Annotated in this window: 12 protein-coding genes; 4 read left to right on the forward strand and 8 right to left on the reverse strand. The window is 64.1% G+C overall.

Annotation, left to right across the window (positions count from 1 at the left end; genetic code table 11):
* Positions 1 to 14: 14 nt before the first annotated feature.
* The 3 genes from A6F68_RS06540 to A6F68_RS06550 form a co-directional block, all read right to left on the reverse strand.
* The gene (locus tag A6F68_RS06540; protein ID WP_067677553.1) at positions 15 to 2078 is read right to left on the reverse strand and encodes a M13 family metallopeptidase; all 2064 of its coding nucleotides are present in this window, start codon (positions 2076 to 2078) and stop codon (positions 15 to 17) included.
* A 156-nt stretch (positions 2079 to 2234) separates the two neighbouring features.
* Complete coding sequence (locus A6F68_RS06545; RefSeq protein WP_232308212.1) at positions 2235 to 2543, reverse strand: hypothetical protein; 309 nt, start codon at positions 2541 to 2543, stop codon at positions 2235 to 2237.
* Between the two features lie 100 nt (positions 2544 to 2643).
* Entirely contained in the window at positions 2644 to 3405 is a 762-nt protein-coding gene (locus A6F68_RS06550; protein WP_067677556.1) for a 2OG-Fe(II) oxygenase, read from the reverse strand.
* Between the two features lie 65 nt (positions 3406 to 3470).
* On the opposite strand from A6F68_RS06550, the gene A6F68_RS06555 reads away from it, so the two are divergent.
* Together A6F68_RS06555 and uvrA are read left to right on the forward strand one after the other, a co-directional pair.
* A complete protein-coding gene (locus tag A6F68_RS06555) occupies positions 3471 to 4487 on the forward strand; it encodes a hypothetical protein (protein WP_067677559.1) in 1017 nt (338 codons plus the stop codon).
* Positions 4488 to 4601: 114 nt separating this feature from the next.
* Positions 4602 to 7520 carry an excinuclease ABC subunit UvrA gene (gene uvrA, locus A6F68_RS06560; protein ID WP_067677562.1) on the forward strand — a complete coding sequence of 973 codons (2919 nt, stop codon included), beginning with the start codon at positions 4602 to 4604 and terminating at the stop codon, positions 7518 to 7520.
* Between the two features lie 164 nt (positions 7521 to 7684).
* Here the strand turns inward: uvrA and A6F68_RS06565 are convergent, their stop codons facing one another.
* Entirely contained in the window at positions 7685 to 9598 is a 1914-nt protein-coding gene (locus A6F68_RS06565; protein ID WP_084001736.1) for an NACHT domain-containing protein, read from the reverse strand.
* Positions 9599 to 10077: 479 nt separating this feature from the next.
* Between A6F68_RS06565 and A6F68_RS06570 the strand changes: the two genes are divergently transcribed.
* Positions 10078 to 11034, forward strand: coding sequence for a hypothetical protein (locus A6F68_RS06570; RefSeq protein WP_157096677.1), 957 nt, complete (start codon positions 10078 to 10080; stop codon positions 11032 to 11034).
* A gap of 271 nt (positions 11035 to 11305) precedes the next feature.
* Here A6F68_RS06570 and A6F68_RS06575 read toward each other — a convergent pair whose 3' ends face one another.
* The 3 genes from A6F68_RS06575 to A6F68_RS06585 all read right to left on the reverse strand — a co-directional run bounded on the left by A6F68_RS06575 (position 11306) and on the right by A6F68_RS06585 (position 14667).
* Positions 11306 to 11923 (reverse strand): hypothetical protein, encoded by a 618-nt coding sequence (locus A6F68_RS06575; protein ID WP_067677581.1) that lies wholly within the window; start codon positions 11921 to 11923, stop codon positions 11306 to 11308.
* A 92-nt stretch (positions 11924 to 12015) separates the two neighbouring features.
* The gene (locus A6F68_RS06580) at positions 12016 to 12543 is read right to left on the reverse strand and encodes a septal ring lytic transglycosylase RlpA family protein (RefSeq protein ID WP_067677583.1); all 528 of its coding nucleotides are present in this window, start codon (positions 12541 to 12543) and stop codon (positions 12016 to 12018) included.
* A 909-nt stretch (positions 12544 to 13452) separates the two neighbouring features.
* Positions 13453 to 14667 carry an argininosuccinate synthase gene (locus A6F68_RS06585; protein WP_067677586.1) on the reverse strand — a complete coding sequence of 405 codons (1215 nt, stop codon included), beginning with the start codon at positions 14665 to 14667 and terminating at the stop codon, positions 13453 to 13455.
* Positions 14668 to 14734: 67 nt separating this feature from the next.
* On the opposite strand from A6F68_RS06585, the gene A6F68_RS06590 reads away from it, so the two are divergent.
* A complete protein-coding gene (locus tag A6F68_RS06590; protein WP_067677593.1) occupies positions 14735 to 15178 on the forward strand; it encodes a DUF1801 domain-containing protein in 444 nt (147 codons plus the stop codon).
* Here A6F68_RS06590 and A6F68_RS06595 read toward each other — a convergent pair.
* On the reverse strand, positions 15175 to 16065 hold the full coding sequence (locus tag A6F68_RS06595; RefSeq protein WP_067677596.1) for a haloalkane dehalogenase: 891 nt from the start codon (positions 16063 to 16065) through the stop codon (positions 15175 to 15177). The genes A6F68_RS06590 and A6F68_RS06595 overlap by 4 nt on opposite strands.
* Positions 16066 to 16075 lie beyond the last annotated feature (10 nt).

The following is a 16075-nucleotide window of genomic DNA, read 5'->3' on the forward strand; positions in this document are numbered from 1 at the left end:
GCCGCCTGCGCCGGTTACCAGATGCGCGCGCGGTCTTCCGGGGCGATGTAGTTGGCATCGCCCGGCTTCACATCGAAGGCCGCGTACCACGCGTCGACATTGCGCAGCGGGCCGATCGTGCGGAAGCGCTCGGGGCTGTGCGGGTCGGTCGCCACCTGGCTGCGCAGCGAATCCTCGCGCGCCTTCGACCGCCAGACCTGCGCGTAGGCCAGGAAGAAGCGCTGGTCGCCGGTCAGGCCGTCGATCACCGGCGCTTCCTTGCCGCCGAGCGACTTCTTGTAGGCATCGTAGGCGACGAGCACACCGGCAAGGTCGGCGATGTTCTCGCCCATGGTCAGCTCGGGGTTGACCGCCGCGCCGGGCGCCACTTCGTATTTCGCGTATTGTGCGCCGAACTTCTTCGCCTCGGCATCGAAGCGGGCGGCGTCCTGTGCAGTCCACCAGTCGCGGATCGCGCCGGTCTGGTCGATCTTGCGGCCCTGGTCGTCGAAGCCGTGGCTGATCTCGTGCCCGATCACCACGCCGATCGCGCCGTAATTGACCGCCGGGTCCGCATAAGGATCGAAGAACGGCGGCTGCAGGATGCCCGCCGGGAACACCATCTTGTTCTCGGTGAACCCGTTGTAGGCGTTGACCACCTGCGGGACCATCAGCCACTTCTTGCGGTCGACCGGCTTGCCAAGGTCGGCCATCGAATAGTCTGCATTGAACTTCGCCGCCGCCTTGGCATTGGCATAGAGGCTGTTGCCGATCGGGAGCGCGTCGTAGCTGCGGAATTCCTCGGGATGGCCGATCATCACGTCCATCCTTTCGAGCTTGGCGAGCGCCTCGGTCTTGGTCTCCGCGGCCATCCACTCGTTGTCGCGGATGCGGTCGGCCATCGCGAGCTTCAGGTTGCGGACGAGGTCGTCCATCCGTGCCTTGGCGACGGCCGGGAAGTATTCGGCGACGTAGCTTTCGCCCACCAGTTCGCCCAGGGAACCGTTGACGTTGTCGATCGCGCGCTTCCACCGCGGCCGCTGCTGGGTCACCCCGCTGATCGACTTGGCGTATTCGAAGCTGCTGTCGACCATCGCCTTGTTGAGGTAGGGCGACGCCTGATTGGCGACATGGAACTGCTGCCATAGCTTCAGCGTGTCGAGATCGGTGCTTGCATATAGCGCCGCGAGCGCCTGTATCGCGGTGTTCTCCTGCACGATCAGGCGATCCTGCGCGGGAACGTTGTACCCGTCCCAGAAAGCGGCCCAGTCGAGGCCGGGGGCGTATCGGGCCAGCTCGGCGGTCGACATCGGGTTGTTGGTCTTGCCGATATCGCGGCTTTCTGCCGAATCCCATGAAAGCTGCGCGATGTAGGTCTCGAACGCGAGCACCTCCTGCGCGGCGACCGCGGGATTGGCGACGCCGATCGCCTTGAACGTGCGCTCGGCGAAAGCCTGGTACGCCGCGCGCTGCTTCGCGAAATCGTCTTTCAGGTAATAGTCGCGATCGGGCATCCCGAGCCCGCCCTGGCTAAGCCACAGGACGTTCATGTTCGGATTGCCGGTGTCGGCATAAACGAAGCTGCCGAACAGGTTGATCCCGAACTTATCGTAGGTCGAGCCCATGAAGCGGGCGAACTCGCTCTTGTCGTCGATCGCGCGGACCACGGCGATGTCCTGCATCAGCGGGGTGAGGCCAGCGCGCTCGATCGCCCGCTCGTCCATGAACGCGGCGTAGTGCATCCCGTATTTCGTCGAGGCCTTGGCCGGGCTGGTGACGAGGCCCCGCACGTTTTCGCGGACCGTCTCGTCGAGTTCGACGAAGGACCCGGTACGCGACTTGTCCGACGGGATCTCGGTCCGCGCCATCCATGCACCGCTGGCATAGCGTTCGAAGTCGTCGCCGGGCTTCACCGTCAGGTCGCGGTTCGACAGGTCGACCCCCCAGTCGCCGATCGCCGGGCGGCCGGTGACGACGATCTGGTCGGTGTCGACCCCGTCGGCGGGCGTGGTGTTGGCGAGCGCGGGCGCGCCCGTCGCGGCAAGGGCAAGGGCGGAAGCTGCGGCCAGCAGGCGCGCGGCGGAGCGGAAGTCGGTCATGATTGCGTCCCCGGATAAGTGATGTGTGCGCCGGCGGACTGCCGCGCGCGCGAAAGCGGGTACTCCTGAAACCTCTCGCGGTTGCCGCGCTAAGGACACTTCGATGAAGCGGAATGCCCGCTCGACGAACGTCACACGGTCAGCGACGCCGATCGATCAGCGCGCGCAGTACTTGTGCCGACCGCTTTCGCACATCCGCACCGCGTGACGCCACGTCGCCATGCGGCGCGCGTTTTCCTTCGCAGCCCATTCGCGCGAAGCGGCGTTGCCGGCGGCAAGGCGCGCGTCGCGTTGCTGGACGTAGCGCAGCTGCTCCTGGTTCAACCGCTTGATGATCGCCCGGTCGCGCGCCTTCGCGGCGGCAGAGCGCATCGTCGGATCGTTCGGATCGTCCGCCAGTGCGGGTGCAGCGGTAACGGCGACGACGGCCAGCGCCAGAGCACCGGCGAACCTCAAGAAATGCATTGCGAACCCTTCCCTCATCATCCCCTCCCAAGAGGACTGCACGGTTCTTGGCGAAGCGCGGATGAACACAGGTTGATCGGACCGGCACCTGGTCGCAGGATCAATTCGGCACGACGCTCTTTCCGATCTCACCCGGAGGATCGTCGGCGCGGAACCATCCGGTCACCGAATAGCGGTTCGCTTGGGCATAGGGGGATACAAGCTGCACCGAATGCTCCTGCGGCACCGAGAACATGTTGAGCATGTTGAACCCGGGCTTGAACGCTCCGGTCACGTTTCCGCCCTCTTCGAAGAATTGCAGGTATCCGCCCCAGTCGTTCCGCCAGCGACGGGTGAAGTTCAGCACATAGGCCGCGCGACGCTGAAGATGCGGCTTGTGATCGTCGTGATTGTTGAGGAACTGGCCGGGCGCGTACATTGCTGCGTGGCAATCGGCCCATGCGATATCGCGGTGGCCTGTGATGTCGCGGACCAGGCCCAGGACCGGTGAACTGTTGATCCATTCGAAGAGGTCTGCGAGCGGTCCCTTGTCGGTGGAAGCTCCGGGCGACGAGCCGAAATAGGGCTCGACGATCGGAAAGTAGTGGTAGTGGAACTGGAATCCGCGCCTTGCGCCATCGTAAACCTCCGCCTCGATGTTCCGTCGCTGCTCGTCGGTCAGGGCGGTGATGCCCTGGGGCGGGACTTCGTGCACCTGGCTTCCGATGTTGAATGCCATTCGCCAGGGGAGCGCTTCGAGGCGTGCAGCAATCCGTTCCGCGTCGTCGACCGCCATCACATCGCGAACCTGTACGCGTCGTTCGCTTGCGAAAGCCGAGTGGAGTGCCGACGGGTCGAGGCCGGGGTTGAGGACGATCGCCATGAGCCGCCCGTTGGCACGCCGGCTCGCTCTACACAATCCCGCGCTCGGCAGCTAAGGACTGCGCGGTGAGCCGCCTCGCTGAGATTGTCGCAGACCCCGCGTGGCTGCCTCACCGCCTCGATCCGGCGGGCGACCGGGTCCAGTTCATGCGCATCCCGCGTGAAGTGCGTCGCCGACGGCCGTTCCTGTACAATGCCGAGCCGGCGTCGCCGGACGATGCCTGCTGGATCGAAGGCGCCGCGGTTCGTGCCGCCGGTCCCTCCGGCGGACAATGCCACTTCGTCTTTCACACCGCATTCTGCCGATCGACCTTGCTAGTCCAGTCGCTCGACGTCGAAGGAATCGCGACAGGGTTGAGTGAGCCTGCGGTGGTTCAGGACCTTGCAGACTTGCGCGACAGCGATTTCGGCCGGGCGATGCTGCGGCCTGTCATCGACCTGCTCGCCCGACCCATGCGGGCCGGAGAGGTGGTCATCGTCAAGCCGTCGAATGCCGCCAATGCGCTGCTCCCGAACCTGCTCGCCGATCGCCCCGACGCAAAAGCGGTTTTGATGACGTCGGGCTTGGCCGAATTCCTTCGCTCGGTCGCAAAGAAAGGGCTTCGTGGACGGCTTTGGGCGCGACGGCTGTTCGCCCGGGTGGATGGCTACGCTCCCATCGGCCTCGCGCTGGATGGGACGGCCCGGTACGAGTTGACCGACATGCAGGCGGCGGGCCTCGCCTGGCTCGGTCAGCAGCGTCAACTGGCCTGGGTGGCCGACCGCGACACCGCCTGCCGCGTCGCCTCGCTTGATGGCGATGCATTCAATGCGCATCGCCCCGCCACCTTCGCGGCGCTGGGCGAGTTCTTCGGCCTGCCGATTGACGATCAGCGCGCGGTAGAGCTCGCCCAAGCGCCAATCTTCCAGTCACACTCCAAGCAGGGCGGCGATTTTGCCGAGATAGCCGCGCGCGAAGAGGCGGCGGTGTCGGGCGCGATGATCGACCAGGAAATCGAACTCGTCGCGGCGTGGGTCATGCACCTGGCCGGGCAACTGCAGGGGCCGCCTGTCCCGCTCGGGCGTCCGTTGATCGAGGTTTGAACGGCTCGGTTGCGTTGCATTCGCATTTTCGCTCCCCACATCGCGTCGGGCCGCGGGGGATGCCGTTGGCGCACCCCTTGACTCGCGCGAACGAAAGCGGAACACGCCACCTCCATGTCTCTTACGACCATATCCGTCCGCGGCGCCCGCGAGCACAACCTCAAGGGCGTCGATATCGACCTGCCCCGGGACTCGCTGATCGTGATCACGGGCCTCAGCGGCTCGGGCAAGTCGAGCCTGGCGTTCGACACGATCTATGCGGAGGGGCAGCGACGGTACGTCGAGAGCCTAAGCGCCTATGCGCGGCAGTTCCTCGAGATGATGCAGAAGCCCGATGTCGAGCATATCGACGGGCTCTCGCCTGCCATATCCATCGAGCAGAAGACGACCAGCCGCAATCCGCGCTCGACCGTGGCGACCGTCACCGAGATCTACGACTACATGCGCCTGCTGTGGGCGCGTGTGGGGGTGCCGTACTCGCCCGCGACCGGCCTGCCGATCGAGGCGCAGACCGTGTCCAACATGGTCGACCGCGTGATGACTCTGCCCGAGGGCACGCGCGCCTACCTGCTCGCCCCCGTCGTGCGCGGGCGCAAGGGCGAGTACCGCAAGGAGCTCGCGGAGTGGCAGAAGGCGGGCTTCACCCGCGTGCGCATCGACGGCGAGATGTACCCGATTGAGGAAGCCCCCGCGCTCGACAAGAAGTACAAGCACGACATCGAGGTCGTCGTCGATCGCATAGCGGTGAAGGAGGGAATCGAGACCCGCCTCGCCGACAGCTTCGAACAGGCGCTGAAGCTCGCCGAAGGGCTGGTCTATCTCGACCTCGCCGACGGCGTCGTGCCGGGGCGGGAAGACGAGGACGCCGCCGGGGGCGCGATGAAGGGCGCGGGGCTTCCCGCCAACCGCATCGTCTTCTCCGAGAAGTTCGCCTGCCCGGTCAGCGGCTTCACCATCGAGGAGGTTGAGCCGCGCCTCTTCAGCTTCAATGCCCCGCAGGGCGCGTGTCCGGCGTGCGACGGGCTCGGCGAGAAGCTGCTGTTCGACCCGCAGCTCGTGGTGCCGAACGAGCACCTGACCCTCAAGCAGGGCGCAGTGGTGCCGTGGGCGAAGTCAAACCCGCCGTCGCCCTATTACATGCAGGTGCTGAGTTCCCTCGCCAAGGAATACGGGTTCGATCTCACCACCCCGTGGGAAGACCTGGGCGAGGCGAACCAGGACGTCATTCTGTTCGGTACCAAGGGCAAGGCGGTGCCGCTCACCTTCAAGGACGGGCGCAAGGAATACACCGTGCGCAAGGCGTTCGAGGGGGTGATCGGCAACCTCAACCGCCGCATGCTGCAGACCGAGAGCGCGTGGATGCGCGAGGAGCTGGGCAAGTACCAGACCGCGCAGGCCTGCGAGACCTGCGGCGGCAAGCGCCTCAACGACAAGGCATTGAGCGTAAAGATCGCCGGCACCGACATCGCCACGCCCACGCAGATGAGCGTGACGGCCGCGAAGGACTGGTTCCTCGCGCTCCCCGACCAGCTCACCGACACCCAGAACCAGATCGCCCGCGCGATCCTGAAGGAGATCAACGAGCGGCTGGGCTTCCTCGACAACGTCGGGCTCGACTACCTCAACCTCGATCGCACCAGCGGCACCCTGTCGGGCGGGGAGAGCCAGCGCATCCGCCTCGCCAGCCAGATCGGCAGCGGCCTGTCGGGCGTACTCTATGTGCTCGACGAGCCCAGCATCGGCCTCCACCAGCGCGACAACGACCGGCTGCTCGAAACCTTGAAGCGCCTGCGCGACCTCGGCAACACGGTGATCGTGGTCGAGCACGACGAGGACGCGATCCGCGCCGCCGACCACGTGGTCGACCTTGGCCCGGGCGCGGGCGTCCACGGGGGCGAGGTGGTGGCGCAGGGCACGCTGAAGCAGGTGCTCAAGGCGAAGAACAGCCTCACCGCCGACTACCTCACCGGCCGGCGCGAGATCGCGGTGCCGAGGACCCGCCGCAAGGGCAACGGGCACGCGATCACCGTCCACGGCGCGCGGGCGAACAACCTCAACAACGTCACCGCCAGCATCCCGCTCGGCACGTTCTGCTGCATCACCGGCGTATCGGGCTCGGGCAAGTCGAGCTTCACCATCGACACGCTCTACGCCGCCGCCGCGCGGCAGCTGAACGGCGCGCGGGTGATCGCCGGCCCGCACGACAAGGTCACTGGGCTGGAGCTGTGCGACAAGGTGATCGAGATCGACCAGTCGCCGATCGGCCGCACCCCGCGCTCCAACCCGGCGACCTACACCGGCGCCTTCACCCAGATCCGCGACTGGTTCGCGGGCCTCCCCGAAAGCCAGGCGCGCGGGTACAAGGCGGGGCGCTTCAGCTTCAACGTCAAGGGCGGCCGGTGCGAGGCGTGCCAGGGCGATGGCCTGATCAAGATCGAGATGCACTTCCTGCCCGACGTCTACGTCACGTGCGAGGAATGCCACGGCAAGCGCTACAACCGCGAGACGCTGGAGGTGAAGTTCAAGGGCCACTCCATCGCCGACGTGCTCGACATGACGATCGAGGACGCGGAGGAGTTCTTCAAGGCCGTCCCCCCGATCCGCGACAAGATGCACATGCTGAACGAGGTCGGTCTCGGCTACGTCAAGGTCGGACAGCAGGCGACCACGCTGTCGGGCGGCGAGGCGCAGCGGGTGAAGCTCGCCAAGGAACTCAGCCGCCGCAGCACCGGGCAGACGCTCTACATCCTCGACGAGCCGACCACCGGCCTCCACTTCGAGGACGTCCGCAAGCTCCTCGAAGTGCTCCAGCGGCTGGTCGACCAGGGCAACTCAGTCGTGGTGATCGAGCACAACCTCGATGTGATCAAGACGGCGGACTGGATCGTGGACCTTGGCCCCGAGGGCGGCGTGCGGGGCGGGGAGGTGATCGCCGAAGGGACACCCGAGCAGGTCGCCAAGGTGAAGCGGTCGTTCACCGGCTCCTACCTCGCGCCGATGCTGGAGCGGCAATTGCAGACTGCCCCGGCGTAGGTTGGGGTGGCGATCGGACTTAAGCCTTTCTGAGCGAAGTCAACGCGCAGCAGCGGTGAGGCTGTCGCGGTGAATGGACAGAGCTTTCCGGATGGGCATTCGGAGCGAATGATGTTGATAACAGCGGCGTGAGTGGAACGAAAGTGACACCAACAAGTGCCGTCTCAGCCAATTAGGTCATCGAGCAATTTTCTACGGTTCTCAACGCGTCGTTCGACATCTCGTTTAATCACGGTCAGGATTGACGCAAGCTCATCAAAAGTCTCGTCGAAACCGAGTTCGTTTAGCCACCAGTCATCTGCAGCAGTGATCGGGAAACGGATCGTCGGTGGCTGTCTGTTGTCAGCGATTGGCTGAAGCAGATTTCGCCAAGTCGCGTAGGACTTTCGTCTCGCATACTGTTCTTTAAGCAGGACTCTTCGTGCATTCTCCACAGTCAATTGGCGGACAGATTTTATAAGGAACGCCGCGCCAACTAGCTTCGGTTCTGTAACGCAAATTATTTCCAAAGGTCCTAATGTTTCACTTGGCAAATCTGTAAACGTAAATTGAATTCTATCCTTACTTTCCTTTTTCTCATATATACGTTCTCGGAAAATATATGGCTGTCCAAGAAGACCTTTGAAAACGGTGGCGGTATTTTTTCTGCCAGTCCGTGAACCGAGAAAATCGATATAAAAATCCAAATTCGGTATTAGCCAGTTTTGCTCCATCTTCTCTCGGCTCATATCTAGCGACATGGGGAGGACGTCATCGTTGAATCGCGTAGCCAGTCTATCGCCGAGAGCTTTGATTCGTGACTCATGCACTTTATCAAGAAAAACTGCAGTAAAGTACTCTTGAAAAGACCGATGTACAAAAACGAAATTAAGGCCATCTTCTTGGATAAGGCAGACGGCGTCTCTTAAGTCTTGAATGAAATCGACGCTGGAAGGTTCGACATTTGGCGAAACGTTTTTCGCGTAGTTAATTCCTTCTCCAACAAACTTATTAAGTTCATCGGCGTTGAACGAGAATTTCTCGGCTAGATAGCTTATGGCACAAAAGCAGGACAACGTCAGTTTAAAGTCTTCGCGCGAGAGACCGGTGCGTATTTTTCGAACAAACTGATCTTTGTCGGCATCATGCTTCTGAAAAAGGGTGTCAAAAGCACGTGCGTAGAAGGCGTGCATTTTAGTCGGAATTTCTGCGAATTCTTCAAATGTGAACATCATTATGATTGTAAGAAGAGGGCTTTGAAGAAAACTACCATGCGTTTTAAATAGTCGATCTTCTAAAGCTTCCTTGAAGCGCTTTCGCACTCCTTCATCATATTTCGCCTTGTCAATAAGAGCCAGCGTTTGGCGCTTGTCAAATTTCTCTACTTCGAACACCTTAAATTCAGACCAACTCCCGAAGACATCATTATCCGGCCGACTGGAAATGATAATCGGGCATTGGGGATAATTTGTCGTGAACTCAATGATCTGCTCGGATATGTCTTTGCGTTGATCGTACTCGATTTCATCAAATCCGTCGAGGATCAGTGCAAAGAGACCCGACCTGAGAGCCAACTTAAACTGGCCGAAAGAAACTTCCTTCCCGTCCTGAGAGCAATCCTCGTGAATTTGCTCAACGAGATCGACATTCTTTAAGCCATTTAGCTTTCTGAGTTCGAAGAAAAGTGGTAAGCTGTTTGAGGAGCCGTAGGTTCGAAGAACCGCACTCTTCATGAGCATGCTCTTTCCACACCCGGCCAAGCCGGTGACGACGAATTTCTCGCCGTCTAAAAACCGATTAATCAGCTTCGTATCTTCGACAATCTCCGCCGCTGTTCGACCTTTGAGGTGCAGCTTCACATTGATATAGGTTGCCTCAAGATCGCAGGGTTCATAGGGATCTAGGAGAGTCTTATAATATCGGCATCTTGCGTAGTTTTTCTCGAGATATGGTCGAAATCCAACCTCCAAAGAAACCTTTGCTTTGTCGAGAATTTTCGAACCACTTCGGATGATAGCTTCCCCGATCTTTTTGCCGATCGTATCTCCAATCGCAGAGCTTGCTGATGCAATTGCAGAGCTTGTAGGGGAAGGGTTCATCAAAGTTACTCGAGCTCGTTGTGTCTCTTCTCGGAGACTCTGAGGGAACGAGGCACAAATCACAAGACCACCTTTTCCATTTTCCTACAGGCCCCCATCCCGGATACATAGCGCGGTCCAGCTCTCCATGATTGGACCGTCCCATGCATCCTCTCGCACCCTCCGCCGCCGGGTCACGCCCGTCGGTCGCCGCGGCCTCTGCGCCAGACAAGTTCACCTTGGCGGGGCATCTTCCCGATCTCGTCGAGGCCCACCCCGCTGCGACTAACCTCGCCTGCGGCTCGGAAAGTCTCGCTCCCCTCCCGCAGGCGGGAGGGGCTGGGGGTGGGCACGAACCCGGCACCCCCTCCCATGACTGGCGCGCGCGCGGGCTCTCCTCTCCCGCGGGGCGGGGGTGGGAGCCGGTCGTTGATCCTGCGGATCAGCTACGTTTCCGACAAGCTCAGGATGAGCGGGGAGAGGGGTCTCACCAGCGGGGTGTGCCCCTCCACCATCCTGCGGATGGTCCCCCTCCCCGTGCCGGGGAGGATAGGCTCTCGCATTCCATCGCCGCGTTGGCCGATGCGCCCGAGGACCCGCGCTCGGTCTTCACCCGCGAGCGGCAGGTGGCCTTTCTCCATGCGCTCGCGGCGAGCGGGGCGGTGCGGCCGTCGGCGGCGTCGATCGGCGTGTCCTATCGCACCGTCTATCGCGAGCGGCGCGCGAATGCGGGGTTCCGGCGGGCGTGGGATGCCGCGTTGCTCTCCGCCCGCGCGCTGCACGAGGACGTGCTCGCCGCCCGCGCGATCGACGGGGTGGAGGAAGTCGTCTGGTTCCGGGGCGAGGAGGTCGGCCGCCGCGTGCGCTACGATTCCCGGCTGCTGCTCGCCCACCTCGCGCGGCTCGACCGCCTCACCGAGGACGCGCGCACCCGCGCCTTCGCCGACGACTACGAGGGCGCGCTCGAGCGGTTCGAGGCGGGGATCGACGATCCCGCGCCGGTCTGCCCCGACTGCGGCGAGGCGCTTCCGATCGCGGCCGATGCTGCTCCCGAGAACGGCGGGGAAGGGGAGGCGCCGACTTTCTCCCCTGGACTGTGTGACAGGTGTGACAGCCCCACGGCGAAAGCGGCCGCCGCACGCGCCGCGCGGCGGGCGGAGGAGGCGGCGTTCGTGCCGTGCCCCGACTGCGGCGGGCCGTGTCTCGACGAGGACGCGGTGCTGACGGCGAAGGATTGCCAGTGGCTCGGCAATCGCATCCAGCGCTTCGAGGCCGCGCGGCCGGACGACGCGCCGGGCCTGGGGGACTTCCCCGGCCACGCCCGCGACGACGTCGAGGCCGAGCAGATGTCCGCCTTCGAGGCCGGGGTGGAGCGCTGGTGGCTGGTCGTCCCCACGCCCGAGGGCGGGGACCCCGACGAATGGCACTACCACGACGAGGGGAGCGATGACTTCTGACCGGCGGGCGCGGGGCAGGGTGTCACGCTGCGTTCATCGGCGGACCCTATAGCGGGGCCATCGCGGCACCTGACCCATTGGCCACGCCGCGACAGAGAGACGCCTCGTATGTGCTCCCGTCCGCTTCCGGGAGCTTCCTGTGTCCGAAACCCTCATCGTCGCCATCGCCATCGTCACGACCCTCGCGGTCGCCTGGCCGCTGAGCGAGGGAATCGCGCGCAGGTTTGGCGCCGACGACGATCCCGGCGCGGCCTGACCGGCCGCTGCGCGGCTATTGCGATGCGGGCACGAGCCCTCCGGTGATCCCAGGCAGCCAGTCCATCAGCTCCAGCGTGCTGATGCCCACGACCCAGGTCAGGCATCCGGCCAGCACCGCGAGCGCCGCTGCGCTCTGGCGGCGGGTGCGGGTGAAGACCAGCGCCGCGCAGGCGATGACGTAGGGCGCAAGCGCGGGCGGGAAGCCGCTGTAGATGCCGCTGGCGTTGTAGAGCAGCCAGAAGCCCAGGCTCGCCCCGCACAGGCACGCGCCGATCTGCGCCTTGTGCCGGTCGAACCAGTTGTCGAGGTCCGCCCAGTCCTTCGCGTCGTCGGGCCACACGAGGCTCGCGGCGATGAAGTAGAGCCCGGTCTCGATCATCCCGGCGAAGAGGACCGGCACGCTGACCTCCACCTCCTGCAGGGTGCGCCAAGCGAGGTTCCATGCGGTGACGAGGTCGACGATCACGATCGCGCCGAGGGTGGGGGTCATCCAGCCGATGCGGATCTTGCGGCGCTTGTTGGCACTTTCGGTCCGCGCCTTGAGGACCCGCACGAACCCCGCCAGCACCTCGGCCATCGCCAGACCCAGCACCAGCCCGAACAGGCTGAACGCGAACTCGAACCCCGACATCGCCCGCTCCCACCGTGGGCGCGACCCGGCGCTATCCTAGCGCGGTGGTCGGGATTGGGAAGGAGGGGTGCCCGGCGCGGTGGCCGGACGCGTCAGTCGACGAGGGCGAGCTCGACCCGGCCGTGGCCGCGCTGGACGATGCCGAGCTGGCTCGCCGCGGACTTGCTGAGGTCGATCACCCGGCCGCCGTGGAACGGCCCGCGATCGTTGATGCGGACCACGACCGACTTGCCGTTGGCCGGGTTGGTCACGCGGACCTTGCTGCCGAAGGGAAGCGAACGGTGCGCCGCGGTCAACGCGCTGTTGCTGAACGCCTCGCCGCTGGCCGTCCGGCGACCGTTGAACTTGTCGGCATAGTAGCTGGCGACGCCCGCGCCGATCGGGTCGCCGAGACCCGGCGTGCCCAGCTCGTTAGCCGGATCGATCGTCGTGATGTCGACCGCGTCGGCAGCCTTGCGGTGCGCGGCGGGGGCATCCATCCCGGCAAAGCTGGCGGCGAAGGCATCAACCTCGTCGCCCGCCAGCGCCGGCGCGCTCGCCGACACGGGGAAGGCCAACGCGGCGGCGAGCACCAGGGTGCGCAGCGCCTTGCGGCCGAATGTGGTCGTGGTCCCGTCCATGGCGAGCCGTTTACGCGGCGAAACCGCGCTCCGGCACCCCCTTGGGCTCGCCTCACCCCGGACTCCCCACCGTTCATCGTATGGTGCGGGAACGTTAACCATGTTTGCGGGCGGGCTGTCGAAATGCCTGTCCTACAGCGTGCGTCCGGTGGCATGGCCGCTGGACCCGAGTCGGAATGCCGGGGCAGGCTCATTGAAATCGCTGGGAAGAGGCGCTTGCCAGGCTCGGCGAACGCGGTTCAGAAAGCCCCAATGCAAATGGGGCCGACCCGAAGGTCGACCCCACTCTCACCAGCGCGTGGTCTTTCCGAAGAAAGCGCTTGGCGCCCAGTGTCGTTGCCGTTCTTCCCCGGTCGAGGACCGGTTCCGGCAGGCTCTGTCACCGGCGCTCGCACCGGCATCCGGTTCCGTCGGGCGGTCGGTCCGGATCCGAAGATCCTTTCCTGTTCCACCCGGCGGTTCCGAGACCGGACTTCCATTGGTCTTTCGCCTCGAACGGTTGCATCCCTTTGGCCGAAGCCTCTGCGATGCCTCCTCGGCAAGAAGACCGGATGACCGGCCGATGGTGGCTTTGTCTGGCGTTCTTCTCGAACGATCGCCTTGCGCCTGGCCGAAGCCCATTGCACTGCGATCTCGAAGACCGCGCGGACTGTCGCCGCCATCTCGGTTGGCTTTGGAAAACTTCGGACTTTCAGGCCGTTAGGCTTGTCCGTCCAGTGGCTTCCGCTCCCTTCCGATGACCTGAAGCTGCGCTTCCAGACCGAGTCGCGCAAGGGTGAACCAGGGCCACTTTTCCACGAACAAGCGTTTTGCCTGTGGACGCGAGTGGATAACTCAACGGTTCGTCGCAACGGCTGCCAGCGAAATATTATTTCGCCGACAGCGCCGCCCAAGCAATCTCGGGCCCGGCTAGCGGTCCCGCTGCGCCAGAAGCCGCAGTCGCAGAGCGTTGAGCTTGATGAAGCCCTGGGCATCCGTCTGGTCGTATGCTCCGGCGTCGTCCTCGAACGTGACGTGCCGTTCCGAGTAGAGCGAGTTGGGAGACTTGCGGCCGACTACGCTGGCGCTGCCCTTGTAGAGCTTGAGCCGCACGGTCCCGCTGACCTTTTCCTGGCTGAGGTCGATGGCCGCCTGCAGCATCTCGCGCTCGGGGGCGAACCAGAAGCCGTTGTAGATGAGCTCAGCGTACTTGGGCATCAGCTCGTCCTTGAGGTGCGCCGCGCCGCGGTCGAGCGTGATCTGCTCGATCCCGCGATGCGCCCGGGCGTAGATCTCGCCGCCGGGCGTCTCGTACATCCCGCGGCTCTTCATGCCGACGAAGCGGTTCTCGACGAGATCGAGCCGGCCGATGCCGTGCTTGCGGCCGAGGTCGTTGAGCGCGGCGAGCAGGGTGGCGGGGCTCATCGCCTCGCCGTTGAGGGCTACGCCGTCGCCCTTCTCGAAATCGATCGTGATGTATTCGGGCGCATCCGGCGCGTCTTCGGGATCGTCGGTCCGGCTGTAGACGTAGTCGGGCGTCTCCTCCCACGGATCCTCGAGCACCTTGCCTTCGGAAGAGGTGTGGAGGAGGTTCGCGTCGGTGGAGAACGGGCTCTCGCCGCGCTTGTCCTTCGGCACCGGGATCTGGTGCGCTTCGGCCCAGGCGATCAGCGCGGTGCGGGAGGTCAAGTCCCACTCGCGCCACGGGGCGATGACCTTGATGTCCGGAGCGAGGGCATAGGCCGACAGCTCGAAGCGGACCTGGTCGTTGCCTTTGCCAGTGGCACCGTGGGCGATCGCGTCGGCGCCGGTTTCGCGGGCGATCTCGATCAGGCGCTTGGAAATCAGCGGGCGGGCAATGCTTGTGCCGAGCAGGTAGTCGCCCTCGTACCGGGCATTCGCGCGCATCATCGGAAACACGAAGTCCCGCACGAACTCTTCGCGCAAGTCATCAATGTAGATGTGCTTGTCGGGCACGCCCATCAGCTTGGCCTTGGCGCGTGCGGGCTCCAGTTCCTCGCCCTGGCCGAGGTCGGCGGTGAAGGTGACCACCTCGCAGTTGTAGGTGACCTGCAGCCACTTGAGGATCACGCTGGTGTCGAGACCGCCCGAATAGGCGAGGACGACGCGTCTGATTTCGGACATCTGAGGCTCCGGATTGGTATGGCGCGCCCCCTATGGCATGCTCGCACCTGCGGCAAGGGAGTGCACGATGGCAGGAACCGATCTCAAGACCACGACGACCGGCGCGGATGTCGCCGCTTTCCTCGATGCCGTGCCCGACCCCCGCCGACGGGACGAAGGCTATGAGATCGAAGCGCTGCACCGGCGGGTCACCGGCCTGGCCCCTAGAATGTGGGGGCCATCGATCGTGGGTTATGGATCGTACGACTATACTTACGAAAGCGGCCAGAGCGGGACTTGGTGCAGGGGCGGGTTCAGTCCCCGCAAGGCGGCGCTGACGGTATACCTGATGGGAAGCTTCGACGACATTGATGCCGGAGCGAAGGCCGATGCGCTGTTCGACCGGCTCGGCCCGCACTCCACGGGGAAGTCGTGCCTCTACATCAAGCGCCTTGAGAAGGTCGATGCCGGGGTTCTGGAAGAACTGGTCACGCTCAGCTGGCAGGCGATGAACGCGCGCTGGCCTGCTTAAGCTGCGGCGCGTGCGGTATCGAGGATCGCGGCCGCGAACCCTTCCGGATCGTCTTCCTGGATGAAGTGCCCGCCCTTGAGGGTGCGGTGGACACCCTTTGCCGCTCCCGGAATCCGAGAGCGAAAATTGGCGTCGCCGCCGCGGGTTATCGGATCGCCGTCCGAAAAAGCGCAGGTGAAAGGCTTGTCGAAGGTCTCGAGCACGGCCCACGCTGCCTTTTGGTCCGGCACGGCCTCGTTTGGACCCAGGGGCACGAGCGAAGGGAAGATGCGTGCTCCGGCCTTGCTCGCGCGGGTCGGGAAGGGCGCATCATAGGCCGCTACTTCGGCAGGTGAGAGTTCCCGCTTCGTCGCACGCTGGAGAATGCCGCCGATCGGAAAGACAGGACTCCACTTAGCGAACCGGCGCCACTTCGCGAACGCGGGCGGCGCCTCCTGCCCCTCTGGCAGGCCGCCGTTCGACAGGACGACCCCGGCGAACCGATCGGGCATTGCCGCGACCAGCCTCAGGCCGACCAGCGAACCCCAGTCCTGGCAGGCGAGGATCACGTCGCGCACGTCGAGCGCTTCCAGCCACTCGCGCATCCAGCCCACGTGGCGGGCATAGCTGTAGTCGTTCTTGGCGGTCAGCTTGTCGGACTTGCCGAACCCGATGAGGTCGGGAGCCAGCACCCTGAAGCCGGCCTCGACGACCGGCGGGATCATCTTGCGGTAGAGATAGCACCAGCTCGGCTCGCCGTGCATCATCAGCACCGGCTGGCCATCGCGCGGACCTTCGTCGAGGTAATGGACGCGGAGTCCGTCGGCGAGGCCATGATAGTGCGGAGCAAACGGAAAATCCGGTAGTCCCGCGAAGCGATCATCGGGGGTGCGATAGGCTTCGGTCATCGGCGCAGCC

This window comes from Tsuneonella dongtanensis (assembly GCF_001698205.1).
Taxonomy (GTDB): Bacteria; Pseudomonadota; Alphaproteobacteria; order Sphingomonadales; family Sphingomonadaceae; genus Tsuneonella; species Tsuneonella dongtanensis.

Bases quoted from the DNA above. Each gene is read 5' to 3' on its own strand.
- A6F68_RS06540 (WP_067677553.1), bottom strand. From the start codon at position 2,078: ATGACCGACTTCCGCTCCGCCGCGCGCCTGCTGGCCGCAGCTTCCGCC.
- A6F68_RS06545 (WP_232308212.1), bottom strand. From the start codon at position 2,543: ATGCATTTCTTGAGGTTCGCCGGTGCTCTGGCGCTGGCCGTCGTCGCC.
- A6F68_RS06550 (WP_067677556.1), bottom strand. From the start codon at position 3,405: ATGGCGATCGTCCTCAACCCCGGCCTCGACCCGTCGGCACTCCACTCG.
- uvrA (WP_067677562.1), top strand. From the start codon at position 4,602: ATGTCTCTTACGACCATATCCGTCCGCGGCGCCCGCGAGCACAACCTC.
- A6F68_RS06565 (WP_084001736.1), bottom strand. From the start codon at position 9,598: ATGAACCCTTCCCCTACAAGCTCTGCAATTGCATCAGCAAGCTCTGCG.
- A6F68_RS06575 (WP_067677581.1), bottom strand. From the start codon at position 11,923: ATGTCGGGGTTCGAGTTCGCGTTCAGCCTGTTCGGGCTGGTGCTGGGT.
- A6F68_RS06580 (WP_067677583.1), bottom strand. From the start codon at position 12,543: ATGGACGGGACCACGACCACATTCGGCCGCAAGGCGCTGCGCACCCTG.
- A6F68_RS06585 (WP_067677586.1), bottom strand. From the start codon at position 14,667: ATGTCCGAAATCAGACGCGTCGTCCTCGCCTATTCGGGCGGTCTCGAC.
- A6F68_RS06590 (WP_067677593.1), top strand. From the start codon at position 14,735: ATGGCAGGAACCGATCTCAAGACCACGACGACCGGCGCGGATGTCGCC.
- A6F68_RS06595 (WP_067677596.1), bottom strand. From the start codon at position 16,065: ATGACCGAAGCCTATCGCACCCCCGATGATCGCTTCGCGGGACTACCG.